Here is a 17,853-nt window from a genome sequence, read left to right as displayed (position 1 = left end):
ACCCCAGAGGATCGCCCATGGCTAAACCTAATTATTCCTTCGCCAAACGTCAGAGAGACTTGGCCAAGGAGCAGAAGAAAGAGGAAAAGCTTCAGCGCAAGAAAGCTACAGCTGAAGAAGAAGCAGCAGCACTGAACCCGGATGCCGAAGGCGAAGTGGCTACAGACGAAACTGAAGCACCGAAAGATCAGGCGCCCGACGCCTGAGACCCTCAGGGCCCGATGATCTGATCAGGCCCACCGGATCTGTGTCCAGGGTCAGCAGTTCCTTGCTGACCCTCACAGGCCAATCTGAAACACCCCATCCCGAACTGACTTACACCGCTCCTACAGGGGATTTTGTTAGTCCAGGGGCATCACGGTGACTCGGACCTCGGGGTCGTGATTGCCGCCCCCCAGAATCACCCCACGCAACGGCGACACATCGGAAAAATCCCGTCCCCAGGCCAGGGTGATGTGCTCCAGCGCCGGTTGCACATTGTTGGTCGGATCAAAATCCACCCAGCCCAGCACCGGGCAAAACACCGAAACCCAGGCATGCGAGGCATCGGCGCCGATCAGTCGTGGCTGGCCGGGCGGTGGCTGGGTCAGCAGGTAGCCGCTGATGTAACGCGCCGCCAGTCCACGGGAACGCACGCAAGCGAGCATCAGGTGCGCGAAGTCCTGACAGACCCCGCGCCGACGCTCCAGCACCTCCACCAGCGGCGTTGCCACTTGAGTCGCCTCGGCGTCGAAGGTGAATTCGCTGAAAATCTTCTCCATCAACGCCTGGACGCCCAGCAACAAAGGCTGTCCCGGTGGAAAACAGCTTTCCGAGAATTCGACAAAGTTGCGCTTCAGATGCACATAGGGCGATTCAAACCGGTAACGGCACGCTTCCAGTAAATCTGTAGAAAGCGGCTGACTGCTGTAGGTCAGCGCATTGCGGGTTTCTTCCCACGCGGGGGATTGATTGAAATCCAGCGTTGGCCGGGCCAGCACCTCGACCGTAAGCCGGGCGTTGACCAGCAATTCATCATGCGGCCGCTCAAACGCCAACCGGGTGAGTGGATTGCCAAATACATCCAGCTCATCCCGGCGCGAGGTCGGGTCGGGACTGATCTGCAAGTGTTGTTCGGTGCAGCGCTGCCAGGCACAGGCCCGTGGCCACAGGTGCGCGAGTTGCTGGGCCAGGGACACCGGGCTGTCGTAGTGATAATGGGTGTCGTGGAGAATCTGGTAACGGGCGCTCATCAGACTGACACCGTGCGCTGGCTGACATCATCGACATGGGCGAAATGGCGCAAGGCCAGACGATCCGACACTTGCCCGCTGGCATCGGCGATCTCTTGCAGCAAATCGGCCAGACCGTTGATGGCGGCGCGAACGCTGGCTTCGCCGAACAGCGAGTTCTCCAGACAGCCCAGATCGAACCGCGCCAGGCGCTCCACCAGTTGCGGCAGACCGGCTTCGCGAGGCACGCCAAAATCATCGTTCAAGCGTTTCAGGGTGCGGGTCACCAGTTTTAACTGGAACAGCACCGCATGAGGGTTTTGCTCGTCGAGTAGCAACAGATCGAGCACCGGAATCAACTGTGCCACCGCCAGGTACCGCGAGCGGTATGTGATGCTGCTGTTGCCCAGTTCCAGCAGCCATTCCAGCCCAGCCTGATCGAAGGCACCGACACCGCGCAGAAACGCCGCCAGGCTGGCGCTGAGAAATTGCAGACGCTCGATCCGCCGACCGATCATCAGAAAACGCCAGCCTTCATCCCGGGTCATGTCGTCCAGGGCAAAACCGGACAGTGCCGCCAGGGACATCACCAGCCGGTTGAGGAAATCCAGTAACTCACCGAAATCCGGCTCTTCGGTTTCCAGCTCCATGGCTTCGCGCTGCAATTCCACCAGCGCCTGCCAGTTTTCCCGCGAGAGCTTGCCGCGCACTTGCGAGGCGGCCCACTGCAAGCGCTGCAAATTGGAGCGCAGGCTGAAGGGCCAATCATCGCCGAGTAACGCCGCCAACAACCGCTCGGGCAACTCACCTTCGTCTGGCAACAGATTGAGGCGCTCGCCGAGGTCGACCGCCGCGTCCAGGGCCTGCGGGTCATCGCCATCGACGTAGCGCGCCAGCATGATCCGCAACAATCGCGCGCTGTCATCACAGCGTTCGCAATAGCGGCCAAACCAGAACAGGTTCTCGACCACCCGCGACGGCAGGTACGGATCGCGCCGAACCAGGTCATGCACACCGATCGTGCGCTGGGTTTTCCATTGCTCGCCGCTCGGCGGACGATCCCCCAATACCCAGGTGTCCTTACTCGCACCGCCGCGCTGCATCGACACCACTTCCGCATCCGCTTCGGCGGCCACCCGGGTCAATCCGCCCGGCAACACCCGATAACCGTCTTGACTGGCCACCGCATACATACGCATCCCAATGGCTCGCGGTTGCAGCTGACCGTCCTCGGCCTGCCAGATCGGTGCCTGGGACAATTGCGCCAACTCTTGCGCAACATACGCATAAGGCCGCGCCTGCATGCGCTCAGCCAAGGCCTGACGCTGTTTTTCACTCAAATCGCGGCCAAATACAGGGGCGAAGCTTTGCGACGGGAAGGCGGGTTTGATCAGCAATTCCGGCAGTTTCTCCAGCGCCTGGGCCAGCACCGGCGCTTCGCCACACCACCACGTCGCAATGGACGGAAGGATCAGTTCTTCGCCGAACAGGAATTGATTGATCTTCGGCAAAAAGCCGAGCAACCCCGGCGACTCGAGTACTCCGCTGCCGAGGGCATTGGCCACCAGCACGCGCCCCTGCCGCACGGCTTCGAGCAAGCCCGGCACACCGAGTGCCGAGTCGGTACGCAGTTCCAGCGGATCACAGAAGTCATCGTCGAGCCGACGCATGATCGCGTGAACCCGACGCAGGCCACTGAGGGTCTTCAGGTAGACCGTAGCATCGCGCACCGTGAGGTCGCCGCCTTCCACCAGTGGATAACCGAGCTGGCGCGCCAGATAGAGATGTTCGAAATAGCTTTCGTTGAAACGTCCCGGCGTCAGCAGCACGATCAGTGGCGCGTCTTCATCGTTTGGCGCCTGGCGGACGAGGGTTTCCTGGAGCGTGCGGAAGAACCCGGCCAGGTGCTGCACCTTCAGGTCGCGATACAACTCGGGAAACGCTCGGGACACGATGGTGCGGTTTTCCAGCGCATAACCGGCACCGGAAGGCGCTTGAGTCCGGTCCGCCGTCACCCACCAGCGGCCATCCGGCGTGCGCGCCAGATCCACGGCGTACAAATGCAGAAAAGCCCCGTCCGGCGGCGTAATGCCCTGACAGGGCCAGAGGAAATTGTTGTGGCCAAATACCAGTTCCGCCGGCAGCAGCCCTTCGGCAATCAATCGCTGCGGGCCGTAAAGGTCTGCCAGCACGGCGTTCAACAACCGAGCTCGCTGGGCAATCCCGGCCGATAACTGCTGCCACTCATCAGCGGCAATCACATGCGGCAGCAGGTCAAGCTCCCACGGCCGATCCGCGCCCTTGGGGTCGGCGTAGACGTTGTAGGTCACGCCGTTTTCCTGGATCTGCCGGGTCAACAAAGCCTGACGCTGCACCAATTGCGCTGGCGTGCTGCGTTGCAATTGGTCGAACAACCGGCGCCAGTGGGGGCGCACGGCGCCGCTGTCGTCGAGCAGTTCGTGATAAGTGCCCGCCGTCAGCGGGTAGCGGTCAAGCAGGTCAGGCATGGAAAGCTCGGCAGACAGCAAAGAACGGTCAGACTAACGCAGGCTCATGACGCCCGGATAGACGAAAAATCCGAGCGTCGTGTACGGTTTAGAAACGTCGTAAATCGAGCGTCATCGGCAGCTCGTCATTAATTTCCAGAATCGGTATCGGAAGTTTCCCCGGGCTGTGTCCGATGCGGAAGAAACGCGCCATCCGTCGGCTCTCGGCCTCATTGGCATTCACCGGCAAGCTGTCGTAATTACGCCCGCCCGGATGGGCGACGTGGTATTGACAGCCCCCCAGCGAACGCTGCATCCAGGTGTCGAGCAGGTCGAACACCAACGGCGCGTGGACCGGGATGGTCGGTTGCAGGCAGTTGGCCGGTTGCCAGGCGCGGAAACGCACGCCGGCAACGAACTCGCCGACGCGGCCGGTCGGCTGCAACGGTACGGGAACACCATTGCACGTCAGCAAATAACGCTGCGGTGCCAGACCGGTGAGCTTCACCTGCAAGCGTTCCAGCGACGAATCCACGTAGCGCACCGTGCCGCCGACCGCGCCCTCCTCACCCAGCACATGCCAAGGCTCCAGCGCCTGACGCACTTCCAGCTCGATGCCGCTGACGGCGTAATCGCCGACCTTGGGAAAACGAAATTCCAGATGCGCGGCAAACCACTCTGCGCGCACGGGATAACCGGCGGCATTGAGATCGACGATCACATCGGCGAAATCCTGCTCGATAAAGTGCGGCAGCAGGAACCGGTCATGCAGCTCAGTGCCCCAGCGCGCCAGTTTCGGCGGCGCATACGGCTCGCGCCAGAACCGCGCCACCAGCGCCCGCAGCAGCAACTGTTGCGCCAGGCTCATGCGCGCATGCGGTGGCATTTCAAAGGCGCGCAACTCAAGCAATCCAAGCCGCCCCGTCGCGCCATCCGGCGAATAGAGCTTGTCGATGCAGAACTCGGCGCGGTGCGTATTGCCGGTCACGTCGATCAGCAAATTGCGCAGCAACCGGTCGACCAGCCACGGCGCACACTCCTCGCCCGGCTCCGGCATCTGGGCGAAAGCGATTTCCAGTTCGTACAAGGCATCGTTGCGCGCTTCATCGACACGCGGCGCCTGGGACGTCGGGCCGATGAACAATCCGGAAAACAAGTAGGACAAGGACGGGTGGTTATGCCAGTAACTGATCAGGCTGCGCAGCAGGTCGGGACGGCGCAGAAACGGTGAGTCAGCCGGCGTCGCGCCACCCAGGACGAAATGGTTGCCGCCGCCAGTGCCGGTGTGCCGGCCGTCGATCATGAATTTCTCGGTGGTCAGTCGGGTCTGGCGCGCTTCTTCGTAGAGGAACTCGGTGCGCTCGACCAGCTCATCCCACGTGGCGGACGGCTGCACATTGACCTCAATCACGCCCGGGTCAGGGGTGATACGGAAGTTGCTCAAGCGCGGATCGCTCGGCGGCTCGTAGCCTTCCAGCAGCACCGGGCAATGCAGTTCCTGCGCCGTGGCCTCGATCGCGGTGACCAGTTCCAGATAATCTTCGACCCGTTCCAGCGGCGGCATGAACAGGTACAACCGACCTTCCCGTGCCTCGGCGCAGAATGCGGTGCGGGTCAGCCAGTCGGCGGATTCATCGACTTTCAGTTCCCGCTCGACCGCTTCGGCCGGTGCTCCCGGACTGTTCAACTGCTGAGTGTCTGGTAGCGAGGGGAATGCCTGATTCGGATCGTTAGGATGGATGAACGGATACTCCGCCGCTTTTACCCATGGCTGCGAGCCCAACGGAAGCCGATAGCCCAGCGGTGAATCACCGGGCACCAGTCGGCAGTGCTCGTCACGCAGGTACCAGCGACCGCTCTGCCATTGATCACCCTTGGCGGTGCGCGCCAGCGGCAGGACCTGACCGATCACCTTGTCCAGGCCCTGGCTGAAGACTTTACGCAGGCGGGCCCGCTCCAGCGGTTCTTCAAGACGCGAGTCTTCGGCGCTGACGTTCAGCGGCAACGTGCCTTCGCGCCAGAGGTAATAGAAATTGTCTTCGTAGGCGGGGAAAACAAAGCGTGTCGGAATTTTCAGGCGTTCGGCGACACTCGACAGAAAACGCCCGGCCAGTTCGCCATCGGCACCGTAGTCTTCCTGCTCATCGGCAATCAGCGCGCTGTTGTGCCAGATCGGCACGCCATCGCGCCGCCAGTAGCAGTTCAGCGACCAGCGTGGCAGTTGTTCGCCGGGATACCACTTGCCCTGACCGAAATGCACCAGGCCTTTGGGCGCGTAGTGTTTGCGCATGCGCTGGAACAGCTCGGCGGACAGCCGACGCTTGTCCGGGCCAAGTGCGGCGGTGTTCCACTCGGCGCCGTCCGGATCGTCAATGGAAACAAACGTCGGCTCGCCGCCCATGGTCAGGCGCACGTCGCCCTCCAGCAGGTCGGCATCGATCTGCCGCCCCAGCGCCTGGATCGCCAACCACTGATCTTCGGTATAGGGCTTTGTTACTCGCGGCGCTTCCCAGATCCGCTCCACGGACATTTCGTGGGTGAACTCGCACTCGCACGATTCCACCAGGCCACTGATCGGTGCCGCAGAGCCCGGATCGGGGCTGCACGCCAACGGAATGTGCCCTTCACCGGCAAACAGCCCTGACGTCGCGTCCAGGCCGATCCAGCCGGCGCCAGGCAAATAGACCTCGCACCAGGCGTGCAAGTCGGTGAAGTCCACTTCCGTGCCCGAGGGACCGTCGAGGCTTTTGACGTCGGCGGTCAGCTGGATCAGATAACCAGAGACGAAGCGCGCCGCCAGCCCGAGGTTACGCAGCAACTGCACCAACAACCACGCCGAGTCACGGCAGGAACCGGACGCATGTTCAAGGGTGTGCTCAGGGGTTTGCACCCCCGGCTCCATGCGGATCAGGTAGCCGATGTCTTCGCTCAGGCGCTGATTGAGCGCCACGAGGAAGTCGACGCTCGGCAGCGGCGTGCGGTCGATGCCGTCCAGATAGGCCTTGAACTTCGGCGTCAGGGGCAAGGTTTCCAGGTACGGCGCCAGTTCCTTGCGCTCATCCGAGGCGTAGGTGAACGGGATCTTTTCCGCGTAGGGCTCAAGGAAGAAGTCGAACGGATTGAACACCGCCATCTCCGCCAGCAGATCGACCTCGATGCGCAGCTCAGCGGTTTTCTCCGGGAACACCAACCGCGCCAGGTAATTGCCCTGGGGGTCCTGCTGCCAGTTGATGAAATGCTGCTCGGGGGAGACTTTCAGCGCATAGGACAGAATCCGCGTGCGACTGTGGGCGGCCGGGCGCAGGCGAACGATCTGCGGACCGAGCTCGACGGCGCGGTCGTAGCGGTAATGCGTGACGTGGTGCAATGCGACATGAATCGACACGGCGTGCCTCCTGCGAGCCTTAAGCGTATTGGGAAAGCGCGCAAGACTTATGCCATCCAGCAGCGCTGGCGCTTTCTTCGATTGCTTGAGGCAGTACAGCACCAAAATCGGGCGATGCGGGAAATTGGTTTGAGAGGATTGCACGCAAATGTGGCGAGATACCTACGATCGTTCCCACGCTCTGTGTGGGAATGCAGTCCGTGACGCCCCGCGTCACTGGACGCGGAGCGCCCCTTGGGGCATTACCACGCAGCGCGTGGGAACGATCAGCAGACAATAAAAAACGCCAACCCGAAGGTTGGCGTTCTGTTATCAGCGGTCAGCGTTTAGCGCGGCACTACCGGCTTGCGCGCAGGCTTCGGTCCCTTGCCTTTGGCCGCGTCCTTGCGATCTTTGGCCGCCTGTTGGTTGCGGGCGAATGCCGCCGCCTTGGCCTGTTCACGCTTGTCCCACGGATTGCCGCCATCGCTGGCACGTGGTGGCAGGCCGGTGTGCTGGGTCAGGATCTTGGTGGTTTTTTCCCCTGCAACCTTGTGACTGCCGGCCGGCGTCGAGTTCTTGCGACGGGCGCTCTGGTAGCTGTCGGTCGCCGGCTGATGCAGCGGGATCAACTGGTTCTTGCCCGGCCCGATCAGGTCGGCGCGGCCCATGCGGGTCAACGCTTCACGCAGCATCGGCCAGCCTTTCGGGTCGTGATAACGCAAGAACGCCTTGTGCAGGCGACGCTGCTCTTCGCTCTTGACGATGGTCACGGCGTCGCTCTTGTAAGTGACCTTGCGCAGCGGGTTCTTGCCCGAATGGTACATCGCGGTGGCAGTGGCCATCGGCGACGGGTAGAACGCCTGCACCTGGTCGGCGCGGAAGCCGTTGCCCTTGAGCCACAGGGCCAGGTTCATCATGTCTTCGTCGGTGGTGCCCGGGTGAGCGGCGATGAAGTACGGAATCAGGTACTGCTCTTTCCCGGCTTCCTTGGAGTACTTCTCGAACATGCGCTTGAACTTGTCATAGCTGCCGATGCCCGGTTTCATCATCTGGTTGAGCGGACCTTCCTCGGTGTGTTCCGGGGCGATCTTCAGGTAACCGCCGACGTGGTGGGTCACCAGCTCTTTGACGTATTCCGGCGACTCGACCGCGAGGTCGTAGCGCAGGCCGGACGCGATCAGGATCTTCTTCACACCCGGCAAGGCACGGGCGCTGCGGTACAGCTGAATCAGCGATGAGTGATCGGTGTTCAGGTTGGGGCAGATGCCCGGGAACACGCACGACGGCTTGCGGCACGCGGATTCGATTTCCGGGCTCTTGCAGGCGATGCGGTACATGTTCGCAGTCGGGCCACCGAGGTCGGAAATCACGCCGGTGAAGCCTGGGACCTTGTCGCGGATCTCTTCGATTTCGCGAATGATCGATTCTTCGGAACGGTTCTGGATGATCCGGCCTTCGTGCTCGGTGATCGAGCAGAAGGTGCAGCCACCGAAGCAGCCACGCATGATGTTCACCGAGAAGCGGATCATGTCGTAGGCCGGGATTTTTTCCTTGCCATACGCCGGGTGCGGAACCCGTGCGTAAGGCATGCCGAACACGTAGTCCATTTCTTCAGTGGTCATCGGAATCGGCGGCGGGTTGAACCAGACGTCGACTTCGCCATGCTTCTGCACCAGGGCGCGGGCGTTGCCCGGGTTGGTTTCCAGGTGAAGCACGCGGTTGGCGTGAGCGTACAGAACCGCATCGCCACGGACTTTCTCGACCGAGGGCAGACGAATCACGGTTTTGTCGCGGGTCATTTTCGGGCTGGCCAGGATCTGCACGACCTTGGCTTCGCTCGGGTCTTCAACCGGGCCTTTTTCCTGCTCGATCGCGCAGGCCTGGGTGTCCTGGGTGTTCACGTACGGGTTGATGATCTTGTCGACCTTGCCCGGACGGTCGATGCGCGTGGAATCGACTTCGTACCAGTCCTTCGGCGTGTCACGACGGATGAACGCGGTGCCGCGCACGTCAGTGATGTCTTCGATCTTGTGACCGAAGGACAGACGCTGGGCGACTTCGACGATCGCACGCTCGGCGTTGCCGTAGAGCAGGATGTCGGCGCAGGCGTCGATCAGGATCGAGTTGCGCACCCGGTCCTGCCAGTAATCGTAGTGGGCGATGCGACGCAGGGAAGCTTCGATGCCGCCGAGCACGATCGGTACATTCTTGTAGGCTTCCTTGCAGCGCTGGCTGTAAACCAGGCTCGCGCGGTCCGGACGTTTGCCCGCCAGGCCACCCGGGGTGTAGGCGTCATCGGAACGGATTTTCTTGTCGGCGGTGTAGCGGTTGATCATCGAATCCATGTTGCCGGCCGCGACACCGAAGAACAGGTTCGGCTCGCCGAGCTTCATGAAGTCGTCTTTGGACTGCCAGTTTGGCTGGGCAATGATCCCGACGCGGAAGCCTTGCGACTCCAGCAGCCGGCCGATGATTGCCATGCCGAACGACGGATGGTCAACGTACGCATCACCGGTGACGATGATGATGTCGCAGGAATCCCAGCCAAGCTGATCCATCTCCTCCCTGCTCATCGGCAGGAATGGCGCCGGGCCGAAACATTCGGCCCAGTACTTGGGATAGTCAAATAACGGCTTGGCTGTTTGCATGACGATGACCGGTGTTGAGATGAAAAATCGCGGGCGCGGAATATAGCACAAAAAACAACCAATTCCGACGGCTATGGTCGGAAATTGCGGCGCCCGTTTCGCGCAAAGATCCAGAGGCCAGGCGCAACCCTTGTGGCGAGGGAGCTTGCTCCCGCTGGGCAGCGAAGCGGCCCCAAAACCTTCGACCGAATTTTTCCAGACGGACCGCATTCCTCAGCTTTGCGACTGCTGCGCAGCCGAGCGGGAGCAAGCTCCCCACAGGCAAGCGTCCTGCCTGGGCGTTACTCGTCGTCGAAGTTGTAGCTGCCCGGTGCGAGGTTTTCGAAGCGGGTGTACTTGCCGATGAACGCCAGCCGCGACGTGCCGATCGGGCCGTTCCGCTGCTTGCCGATGATGATCTCGGCGATGCCTTTGTGCTCAGTTTCCGGGTGGTACACCTCGTCCCGGTAAACGAACATGATCACGTCAGCATCCTGCTCGATCGCTCCGGATTCCCGGAGGTCGGAGTTGATCGGGCGTTTGTTCGGTCGCTGCTCCAGGGAGCGGTTGAGCTGGGACAACGCCACCACCGGGCAGTTGAATTCCTTGGCGAGGGCCTTCAAGGAACGGGAGATCTCGGAAATCTCGTTGGTCCGGTTGTCACCGCCCGAACCCGGGATTTGCATCAATTGCAGGTAGTCGATCATGATCAGGGCGATGTCGCCGTGCTCACGCACCAGGCGTCGGGTACGCGCACGCATTTCCGACGGGCTGATGCCGGCCGTATCGTCGATGAACAGTTTGCGATCATTGAGCAGGTTGACCGCCGAGGTCAGGCGCGGCCAATCGTCGTCGTCCAGGCGACCGGCACGGACCTTGGTCTGGTCGATACGGCCGAGGGACGACAGCATACGCATGATCAGCGATTCGCCTGGCATCTCGAGCGAGTAGACCAGTACGCACTTGTCGCTGCGCAATACGGCGTTTTCCACCAGGTTCATCGCAAAGGTGGTTTTACCCATGGATGGACGGCCGGCGACGATGATCAGGTCAGACGGTTGCAAGCCACTGGTCATTCCGTCGAGGTCGGTGTAACCGGTGGACAGACCAGTAATGGCGTTGTCGGTGTTGAACAAGGTGTCGATGCGGTCGATAGCCTTGGTCAACAGGTCATTCACACTCACCGGGCCGCCGGTTTTTGGCCGGGCCTCAGCGATCTGGAAGATCTGGCGCTCGGCTTCGTCGAGAATCTCTTCAGCGGTACGGCCTTCCGGGTTGAAGGCACTGTCGGCAATTTCGGAGGCAATGCCGATCAGTTGGCGCAAGGTTGCCCGCGCACGAACAATCTGGGCATAAGCCTTGATGTTGGCGACGGACGGCGTGTTTTTCGCCAGCTCACCCAGGTAACCGAGACCACCGACCTGCGAGGTCTGACCTTCCTTGTCCAATTGCTCGGCAAGGGTCACGACGTCGATGGGGGAGTTCTGGTCGGCGAGCTTGGCGATCGCGCGGAAGATCAAACGGTGGTCATGCCGATAGAAATCGCCGTCCGACACTTGATCCAACACGCGTTCCCAGGCGTTGTTGTCCAGCATCAAACCACCGAGCACGGCCTGTTCGGCCTCGATGGAATGCGGCGGCACCTTCAGGGCAGCGGTTTGCAGATCGTATTGCTCGGGAGCGGAGATATCGTTCATGGCCACTAGAAATTGGGGGTTTCAGAAAGACAAAGGGCACGACCTGTAAACAGGATCGTGCCCGATGTTACCGGCAAGCACCCGAGGGTGCCAGCCGACAAGTGCTGCTTAAGCTGCTACCACGACAACGCGTACGGTGGCTTCAACTTCGGCGTGCAGGTGCACGGCTACGTCGAATTCGCCTACGTTGCGGATGGTGCCGTTCGGCAGACGAACTTCGCTTTTTGCCACTTCAACGCCAGAGGCGGTCAGTGCATCAGCGATGTCGTGAGTACCGATCGAACCGAACAGCTTGCCTTCGTCACCAGCGGTGGCAGTGATAGTCACTTCCAGCTCAGCCAGTTGGGCGGCACGGCTTTCAGCCGAAGTTTTACGGTCTGCTGCGGCTTTTTCCAGCTCAGCGCGACGCTCTTCGAACGCAGCCAGGTTGGCAGCGGTCGCAGCGGTAGCTTTGCCGTAAGGCAGCAGGTAGTTACGACCGTAACCAGCCTTAACGTTTACTTTGTCACCCAGGTTGCCCAGGTTGGTGACTTTTTCCAGAAGGATCAGTTGCATGTGAAAATCCTCTTAACTTTTAACCTTCACCGTTCGCGCTATCGACGTCTTTCGGCGTCGAACGACCGCGAAAATCAATCAGGCTGTCGACGATGGCCAAGACCACCAGCAACGGATAGATCAGCTGCATGAACAGCAACAGCGTGACGTACAACCCCACCAGCCAGAACCTGGCCAGTCGCTTTTGCGCCACCAGCCCGTGAATCAGGGCCAGCCCGGCGAACACCAGCGGTACGCTGCACAACGGCGTCAACATGGCCATCTGTGGACCGATGTTCGGTCCCAGAAGCATGAACGCCAGCAGCAACATCGCTGGTAAAAGCGGGAATCGGATGGCGCGAAACTCGCGACCAAAACCACCCGGGTTGTACAACAACGCCTGCCAGTAGCGCCCGACAATCAGGCTCAGCACACTGACGATTTGCAACAAGGCCGCAATCAGGCCGGTCAGGACCGGTGCAATCAGGGACGCAAAATGCGCTTGCTCGTCTACCGACAACTTCTGGTAGACATCACCGAGTAGCGACGGCATGACTTTTATCAAAGCCTGCGCCAGCATCTCGATTTGGGGAGCAAAAACTGTCCCCAGCACCACTGCAAACACCACTCCCATCGCTATGCTGACCAGCAGCACGCGGTTCCAGGACTCGCTTGCGCGCAAAACCAACGCAAGGCTCGAAGACCCCAGCAGCACCAGAAGTGCCCGCGGGTCATCGGAGTAAAGCCACCAGATCAACGCCGGCAGCAGCCCCAGAGCAAGTACGCCAATGGCGTCCTTCAATCCGCGCCGCAGGAGCACAAGGCATCCGGCGGCAGCACCCAACCAATACAACAACGGCAGTATTGCGCATCCAGCCACTACCAGAGTGGCCTGCATACGGCCGCGCATGATGAACTCAGCTAAGGCGCGCATGCATTCAATCCTTTGCTACGTGTCGACTGCCCGGTCTCAGCGGCCGTGGCTGTCGGTGTAGGCCAGCAGGGCCAGGAAGCGGGCGCGCTTGATAGCGGTGGCCAGCTGACGCTGATAACGAGCTTTGGTACCGGTGATGCGGCTTGGAACGATTTTGCCGGTCTCGGATACGTAGGCTTTCAGAGTGTTGAGATCTTTGTAATCGATCTCTTTCACGTCTTCAGCGGTGAAGCGGCAGAATTTACGACGACGGAAGAAACGTGCCATTTGATAGGCTCCTTAAAAGGTCCGTGGATTACTCGTCAGCGTTATCGCTGTTGTCGCTGTCATCACTATCAGCGCTTTCAGCGCCTTCGTGCTCAGGACGGTCGCGACGCTCACGGCGCTCACTGCGGTTTTCTTCAGCCTTGAGCATCTCGGATTGGCCGGTAACGGCTTCTTCGCGACGGATGACCAGGTTACGGATCACTGCATCGTTGTAGCGGAAGTTGTCTTCCAGCTCGGCCAGGGCCTTGCCAGTGCACTCAACGTTCAGCATCACGTAGTGAGCCTTGTGAACATTGTTGATTGCGTAGGCCAGTTGACGACGGCCCCAATCTTCCAGACGGTGGATTTTGCCGCCGTCTTCTTCGATCAGCTTGGTGTAACGCTCAACCATGCCGCCGACTTGCTCGCTTTGATCCGGGTGGACCAAAAAGATGATTTCGTAATGACGCATGAATGCTCCTTACGGGTTGTAGCCTGCCGTTCAAAAACGGTCAGACAAGGAGTGAATGACACTTATGGACTTGCTTGCGATAGACACGTGAGTGCCTGCCGTCACAGCAAGGGGCGCAATTGTAGAGAAGGGATAGAAGAGGTGCAAGGCAATTGGTGATTATTTGAACAGTTCGTTCGCACCGCAACTTTTCGCCCTGACACAAACCACTGTGGGAGCGAGCCTGCTCGCGAAGGGGGCATGACATTCAACATTGATGCTGAATGTTACTCCGCTTTCGCGAGCAGGTTCGCTCCCACAGGGATTACAACCGGCTTAAGACTTCTTGCCACCCGCCGCAGCTTTGACGCTGCGCTGGCGCTGGGCCTCGAACAGGCAAACGCCAGTCGCCACAGACACGTTGAGGCTGCTGACGCTGCCCGTCATCGGCAGATGCACCAGGTAGTCGCAAAGATCGCGAGTCAGGCGACGCATGCCACTGCCTTCCGCGCCCATGATCAGGATGGTCGGGCCAGTCATGTCTTGCTGATACAGACTCTGCTCAGCCTCGCCCGCCGTACCGACAACCCACAAGCCACGCTGCTTGAGTTTTTCCAGGGTTCGCGCCAGGTTGGTCACGGCGACCAACGGAATCACTTCCGCCGCACCACAAGCCACCTTCCGTACCGTCGGGGTCAGGGTGGCTGACTTGTCCTTCGGCACGATCACCGCCAGCGCACCGGCCGCATCGGCCGAACGCAGGCAAGCGCCCAGGTTGTGCGGATCGGTCACGCCGTCGAGCACCAGCAGCAGCGGCGCGCCTTCGGTGCGATCGAGCAACTCGTCGAGCATCGCTTCGCCCCAGACCTGGCTCGGGCTCACATCCGCCACGACGCCCTGGTGCACACCCTCAACCCAGGCATCCAGCTCACGGCGCTCGGCCTGGCCGACGGCCACGCGATTTTCCGCAGCCAGGGCGATCAGTGTCTGAACCCGCGGATCACTGCGGCCTTCAGCCAGCCAGATTTGCTTGACGCGTTTCGGGTGGTGACGCAGCAATGCTTCTACAGCGTGCACGCCGTAGATCTTTTCCAGATTACTCATGACTTGGCCTTAGGTTTACGCGCACCGCCGCTTTTGGCTGGGGCCGAACCCGCTTTTGGCGGGCCTTTACGGTGTTTGCTTGGCTTGCTGCCGGGGGCCTTGTCAGGCGCCGACCGTCCGGTCTTTCCCCCAGACGCCGCTTTACCGCCGCTTTTTGCTTCAGACAGTAACGCCTGTTTCAATTCACGGCTTTTACGCAGCTCGGCATTTTTCGCCGCAGCATCGCTTGGGCGATAGGCTTCGACAGCCTTTTCCTTGGCAGGACGACGACCGGTTTTTGCCGGTGCCGGTTCTGCTGCGGTTTTGGCCGATGTCTTGGCGGCTGGCTCGGTCTTTTCAGTTCCGCGCTTTTTGCGGCCGATCGGCGCGCTGATGGTTTTTTCCGCCATCTCGAAGTCGATCTTGCGCTCGTCGAGGTCAACGCGCATCACGCGCACTTCAACGGTGTCGCCAAGGCGGAAGCTGCGACCGGTACGCTCACCGGCGAGGCGGTGGTGCACAGGGTCGAAGTGGTAGTAATCGCCCGGCAGCGCGGTGACGTGCACCAGGCCTTCGACGTAGATGTCGGTCAGCTCGACGAACAGACCAAAACCGGTTACTGCGGTGATCACACCCGGGAACGATTCGCCCACACGGTCTTTCATGAACTCGCACTTGAGCCAGTTCACCACGTCGCGGGTGGCTTCGTCGGCACGGCGTTCGCTCATCGAGCATTGCTCGCCGAGCTGCTCCAGCGCCGCTTCGTCGTATGGATAGATGCGCGCTTTCGGAATAGTCATCGCGCCGGCACGGCGAACGTGTGGGGTGTTCTGCTTGGAATGGATGACGCTGCGGATCGCCCGGTGCGTGAGCAAGTCCGGGTAGCGGCGGATCGGCGAGGTGAAGTGGGTATAGGCTTCGTAATTCAGGCCGAAGTGGCCCTGGTTATCGGCGCTGTACACCGCCTGGCTCAACGAGCGCAGCATGACGGTCTGGATCAAGTGGAAATCCGGACGGTCCTTGATGCTGGCCAGCAAGGCCTGGTAATCCTTCGGCGACGGGCCGTCCTTGCCTTTGTGCAAGGACAGGCCTAGCTCGCCGAGGAAGGCGCGCAGTTTTTCCAGACGCTCCGGTGGCGGACCGTCGTGGACGCGATACAGCGCAGGGATTTCGTGCTTTTTCAGGAATTCGGCGGTGGCCACGTTGGCCGCCAGCATGCATTCCTCGATCAGCTTGTGCGCATCGTTACGCACGGTCGGACGGATTTCGGCAATCTTGCGCTCGGTACCGAAAATGATCCGGGTTTCCTGCGTTTCGAAATCGATCGCGCCACGCACGTGACGAGCAGCCAGCAGCACTTTGTACAGTGCGTAAAGCTGCTTGAGGTGTGGCAGGACGTCGGTGTACTCGCCACGCAGCTGACGCGCTTCTGTGAGTTTCGGCGTTTCCAGCATCGCGCTGACCTTGTTGTAGGTCAGGCGGGCGTGGGAGTGAATCACCGCTTCATAGAAGCAGTAGTCGGTCATCTCGCCGGTTTTGGAGATGGTCATCTCGCAAACCATGGCCAGGCGATCGACGTGCGGGTTCAGCGAGCACAGGCCGTTGGACAGCTGCTCCGGCAGCATCGGCACGACGCGCTCGGGGAAGTACACCGAGTTGCCGCGAACCTGGGATTCGTTATCCAGTGCCGAACCGATCTTCACGTAGCTGGAAACGTCGGCAATCGCCACGTACAACTTCCAGCCGCCGGAGAACAGGCGCAGCTTGCCAGGCTTGGCTTCGCAGTAAACCGCGTCATCGAAGTCGCGCGCATCTTCACCGTCGATGGTCACGAACGGCAGATGACGCAGGTCGATGCGCTTCTCTTTGTCTTTCTCTTCAACTTCAGGCTTGAGCTTGGCGGCTTCTTTGAGCACCGCCTCAGGCCAGACGTGAGGAATATCGTAGGTGCGCAGGGCAACGTCGATTTCCATGCCCGGCGCCATGTAGTTGCCCACGACCTCGACCACGTCGCCTTGCGGCTGGAAGCGCGGGGTCGGCCAGTGCGTGATCTTCACTTCGACGAATTGACCGATCTGCGCGTTGGCGTTACGACCCGGAGTGACCAGCACTTCTTGCTGGATCTTCGGATTGTCCGCCACCACGAAGCCGATACCGCCTTCTTCGAAGTAGCGACCGACGATGGTCTCGTGGGCACGGGACACCACTTCGACGATCATGCCTTCGCGACGACCGCGACGGTCGAGGCCAGACACACGGGCCAGGGCTCGGTCACCATCGAACACCAGGCGCATTTGCGCCGGGCTCATGAACAGGTCATCGCTGCCGTCGTCCGGGACCAGGAAGCCGAAGCCGTCACGGTGACCGCTGATGCGGCCCAGGATCAGGTCGAGCTTATCCACAGGCGCATAGGTGCCGCGACGGGTATAGATCAGTTGAGCGTCGCGCTCCATGGCGCGCAGGCGGCGACGCAGGGCTTCGATCTGGTCTTCCGTGGTCAGACCAAACTCTTCCACCAACTGCTCGCGGTTAGCAGGCGAACCCCGATCAGCAAGGTGCTGAAGGATCAGTTCGCGGCTAGGAATAGGGTTTTCATATTTTTCCGCTTCACGAGCGGCCTCGGGATCGAGGGACTGCCAATCGGCCATTAGAGAGTTTTCACCTTGTCTATATGCGGGTTAGTTTGGCATAGGCGTAATGAAACGGGAAATTTCAGGCTGCGACAGCCCATCTAAAGCCTTATATCGACAGCGCAAAGCTGATTTAAATGCCGCTGGTAAAATTTTCCAGGTTTTTTTGATGCCAGGGGTTTACAGTTAAAAAGACGCTCCGTATAGTGCGCGCCATCGACGACGCACTAGCGTTGCCGATACTGCCCAGATGGTGAAATTGGTAGACACGCCAGCTTCAGGTGCTGGTGACCGCAAGGTCGTGGAAGTTCGAGTCTTCTTCTGGGCACCAATTACGAGCTTGAGATTAGATCAATTTCAAGGCTCACACAAAAACCCGCGAAAGCGGGTTTTTTGCATTCTAAACATCTGATTTATTAAATCTAAATCAGGGGTTTACAGATCAAAACGCTCTCCGTATAGTGCGCCACATCAACAGCGGCGACGCTGAAGATTATGCCCAGATGGTGAAATTGGTAGACACGCCAGCTTCAGGTGCTGGTGACCGCAAGGTCGTGGAAGTTCGAGTCTTCTTCTGGGCACCAATT

12 protein-coding genes and 2 tRNA genes are annotated in these 17,853 nt (G+C 60.3%); 3 read left to right on the top strand and 11 right to left on the bottom strand.

Annotation, left to right across the window (positions count from 1 at the left end; genetic code table 11):
- Positions 1 to 17: 17 nt before the first annotated feature.
- Positions 18 to 206, top strand: coding sequence for a hypothetical protein (locus tag FHL16_RS18580; protein ID WP_007947526.1), 189 nt, complete (start codon positions 18 to 20; stop codon positions 204 to 206).
- 135 nt (positions 207 to 341) lie between these two features.
- Here FHL16_RS18580 and FHL16_RS18575 read toward each other — a convergent pair whose 3' ends face one another.
- The 11 genes from FHL16_RS18575 to rnr all read right to left on the bottom strand — a co-directional run bounded on the left by FHL16_RS18575 (position 342) and on the right by rnr (position 17,284).
- Entirely contained in the window at positions 342 to 1,232 is an 891-nt protein-coding gene (locus tag FHL16_RS18575) for a transglutaminase family protein (protein WP_010464171.1), read from the bottom strand.
- Positions 1,232 to 3,718, bottom strand: a complete 2,487-nt coding sequence (locus tag FHL16_RS18570; RefSeq protein WP_077748931.1) for a circularly permuted type 2 ATP-grasp protein — start codon at positions 3,716 to 3,718, stop codon at positions 1,232 to 1,234. Before FHL16_RS18570 ends, FHL16_RS18575 begins: the two co-directional genes overlap by 1 nt.
- 88 nt (positions 3,719 to 3,806) lie before the next feature.
- Positions 3,807 to 7,082: a transglutaminase family protein gene (locus tag FHL16_RS18565; protein ID WP_077748930.1), complete on the bottom strand. Its 3,276-nt coding sequence runs from the start codon at positions 7,080 to 7,082 to the stop codon at positions 3,807 to 3,809.
- Between the two features lie 326 nt (positions 7,083 to 7,408).
- Complete coding sequence (locus FHL16_RS18560) at positions 7,409 to 9,712, bottom strand: YgiQ family radical SAM protein (protein ID WP_077748929.1); 2,304 nt, start codon at positions 9,710 to 9,712, stop codon at positions 7,409 to 7,411.
- Positions 9,713 to 9,993: 281 nt separating this feature from the next.
- Positions 9,994 to 11,388 carry a replicative DNA helicase gene (gene dnaB / locus FHL16_RS18555; RefSeq protein ID WP_010464182.1) on the bottom strand — a complete coding sequence of 465 codons (1,395 nt, stop codon included), beginning with the start codon at positions 11,386 to 11,388 and terminating at the stop codon, positions 9,994 to 9,996.
- Between the two features lie 108 nt (positions 11,389 to 11,496).
- Positions 11,497 to 11,943: a 50S ribosomal protein L9 gene (rplI, locus tag FHL16_RS18550; protein WP_003197251.1), complete on the bottom strand. Its 447-nt coding sequence runs from the start codon at positions 11,941 to 11,943 to the stop codon at positions 11,497 to 11,499.
- Between the two features lie 19 nt (positions 11,944 to 11,962).
- Complete coding sequence (locus FHL16_RS18545) at positions 11,963 to 12,856, bottom strand: hypothetical protein (RefSeq protein ID WP_010464187.1); 894 nt, start codon at positions 12,854 to 12,856, stop codon at positions 11,963 to 11,965.
- 36 nt (positions 12,857 to 12,892) lie between these two features.
- Complete coding sequence (rpsR, locus tag FHL16_RS18540) at positions 12,893 to 13,123, bottom strand: 30S ribosomal protein S18 (RefSeq protein ID WP_002551829.1); 231 nt, start codon at positions 13,121 to 13,123, stop codon at positions 12,893 to 12,895.
- Positions 13,124 to 13,151: 28 nt separating this feature from the next.
- Positions 13,152 to 13,574: a 30S ribosomal protein S6 gene (rpsF, locus tag FHL16_RS18535; RefSeq protein ID WP_003217491.1), complete on the bottom strand. Its 423-nt coding sequence runs from the start codon at positions 13,572 to 13,574 to the stop codon at positions 13,152 to 13,154.
- Between the two features lie 315 nt (positions 13,575 to 13,889).
- Positions 13,890 to 14,657 carry a 23S rRNA (guanosine(2251)-2'-O)-methyltransferase RlmB gene (rlmB, locus tag FHL16_RS18530; RefSeq protein WP_010464188.1) on the bottom strand — a complete coding sequence of 256 codons (768 nt, stop codon included), beginning with the start codon at positions 14,655 to 14,657 and terminating at the stop codon, positions 13,890 to 13,892.
- Positions 14,654 to 17,284 carry a ribonuclease R gene (gene rnr / locus FHL16_RS18525; protein WP_010464189.1) on the bottom strand — a complete coding sequence of 877 codons (2,631 nt, stop codon included), beginning with the start codon at positions 17,282 to 17,284 and terminating at the stop codon, positions 14,654 to 14,656. Before rnr ends, rlmB begins: the two co-directional genes overlap by 4 nt.
- Positions 17,285 to 17,510: 226 nt before the next feature.
- On the opposite strand from rnr, the gene FHL16_RS18520 reads away from it, so the two are divergent.
- Positions 17,511 to 17,597 (top strand) — tRNA-Leu (locus tag FHL16_RS18520).
- 166 nt (positions 17,598 to 17,763) lie between these two features.
- Positions 17,764 to 17,850 (top strand) — tRNA-Leu (locus FHL16_RS18515).
- Positions 17,851 to 17,853: the final 3 nt, after the last annotated feature.

Origin of the sequence: Pseudomonas sp. FSL W5-0299 (genome assembly GCF_005930655.1) — a bacterium.
Taxonomy (GTDB): Bacteria; Pseudomonadota; Gammaproteobacteria; order Pseudomonadales; family Pseudomonadaceae; genus Aquipseudomonas; species Aquipseudomonas mandelii.
The sequence above is the reverse complement of the archived record's forward strand: the minus strand, read 5'-3'. Positions and strand labels throughout refer to the sequence as shown.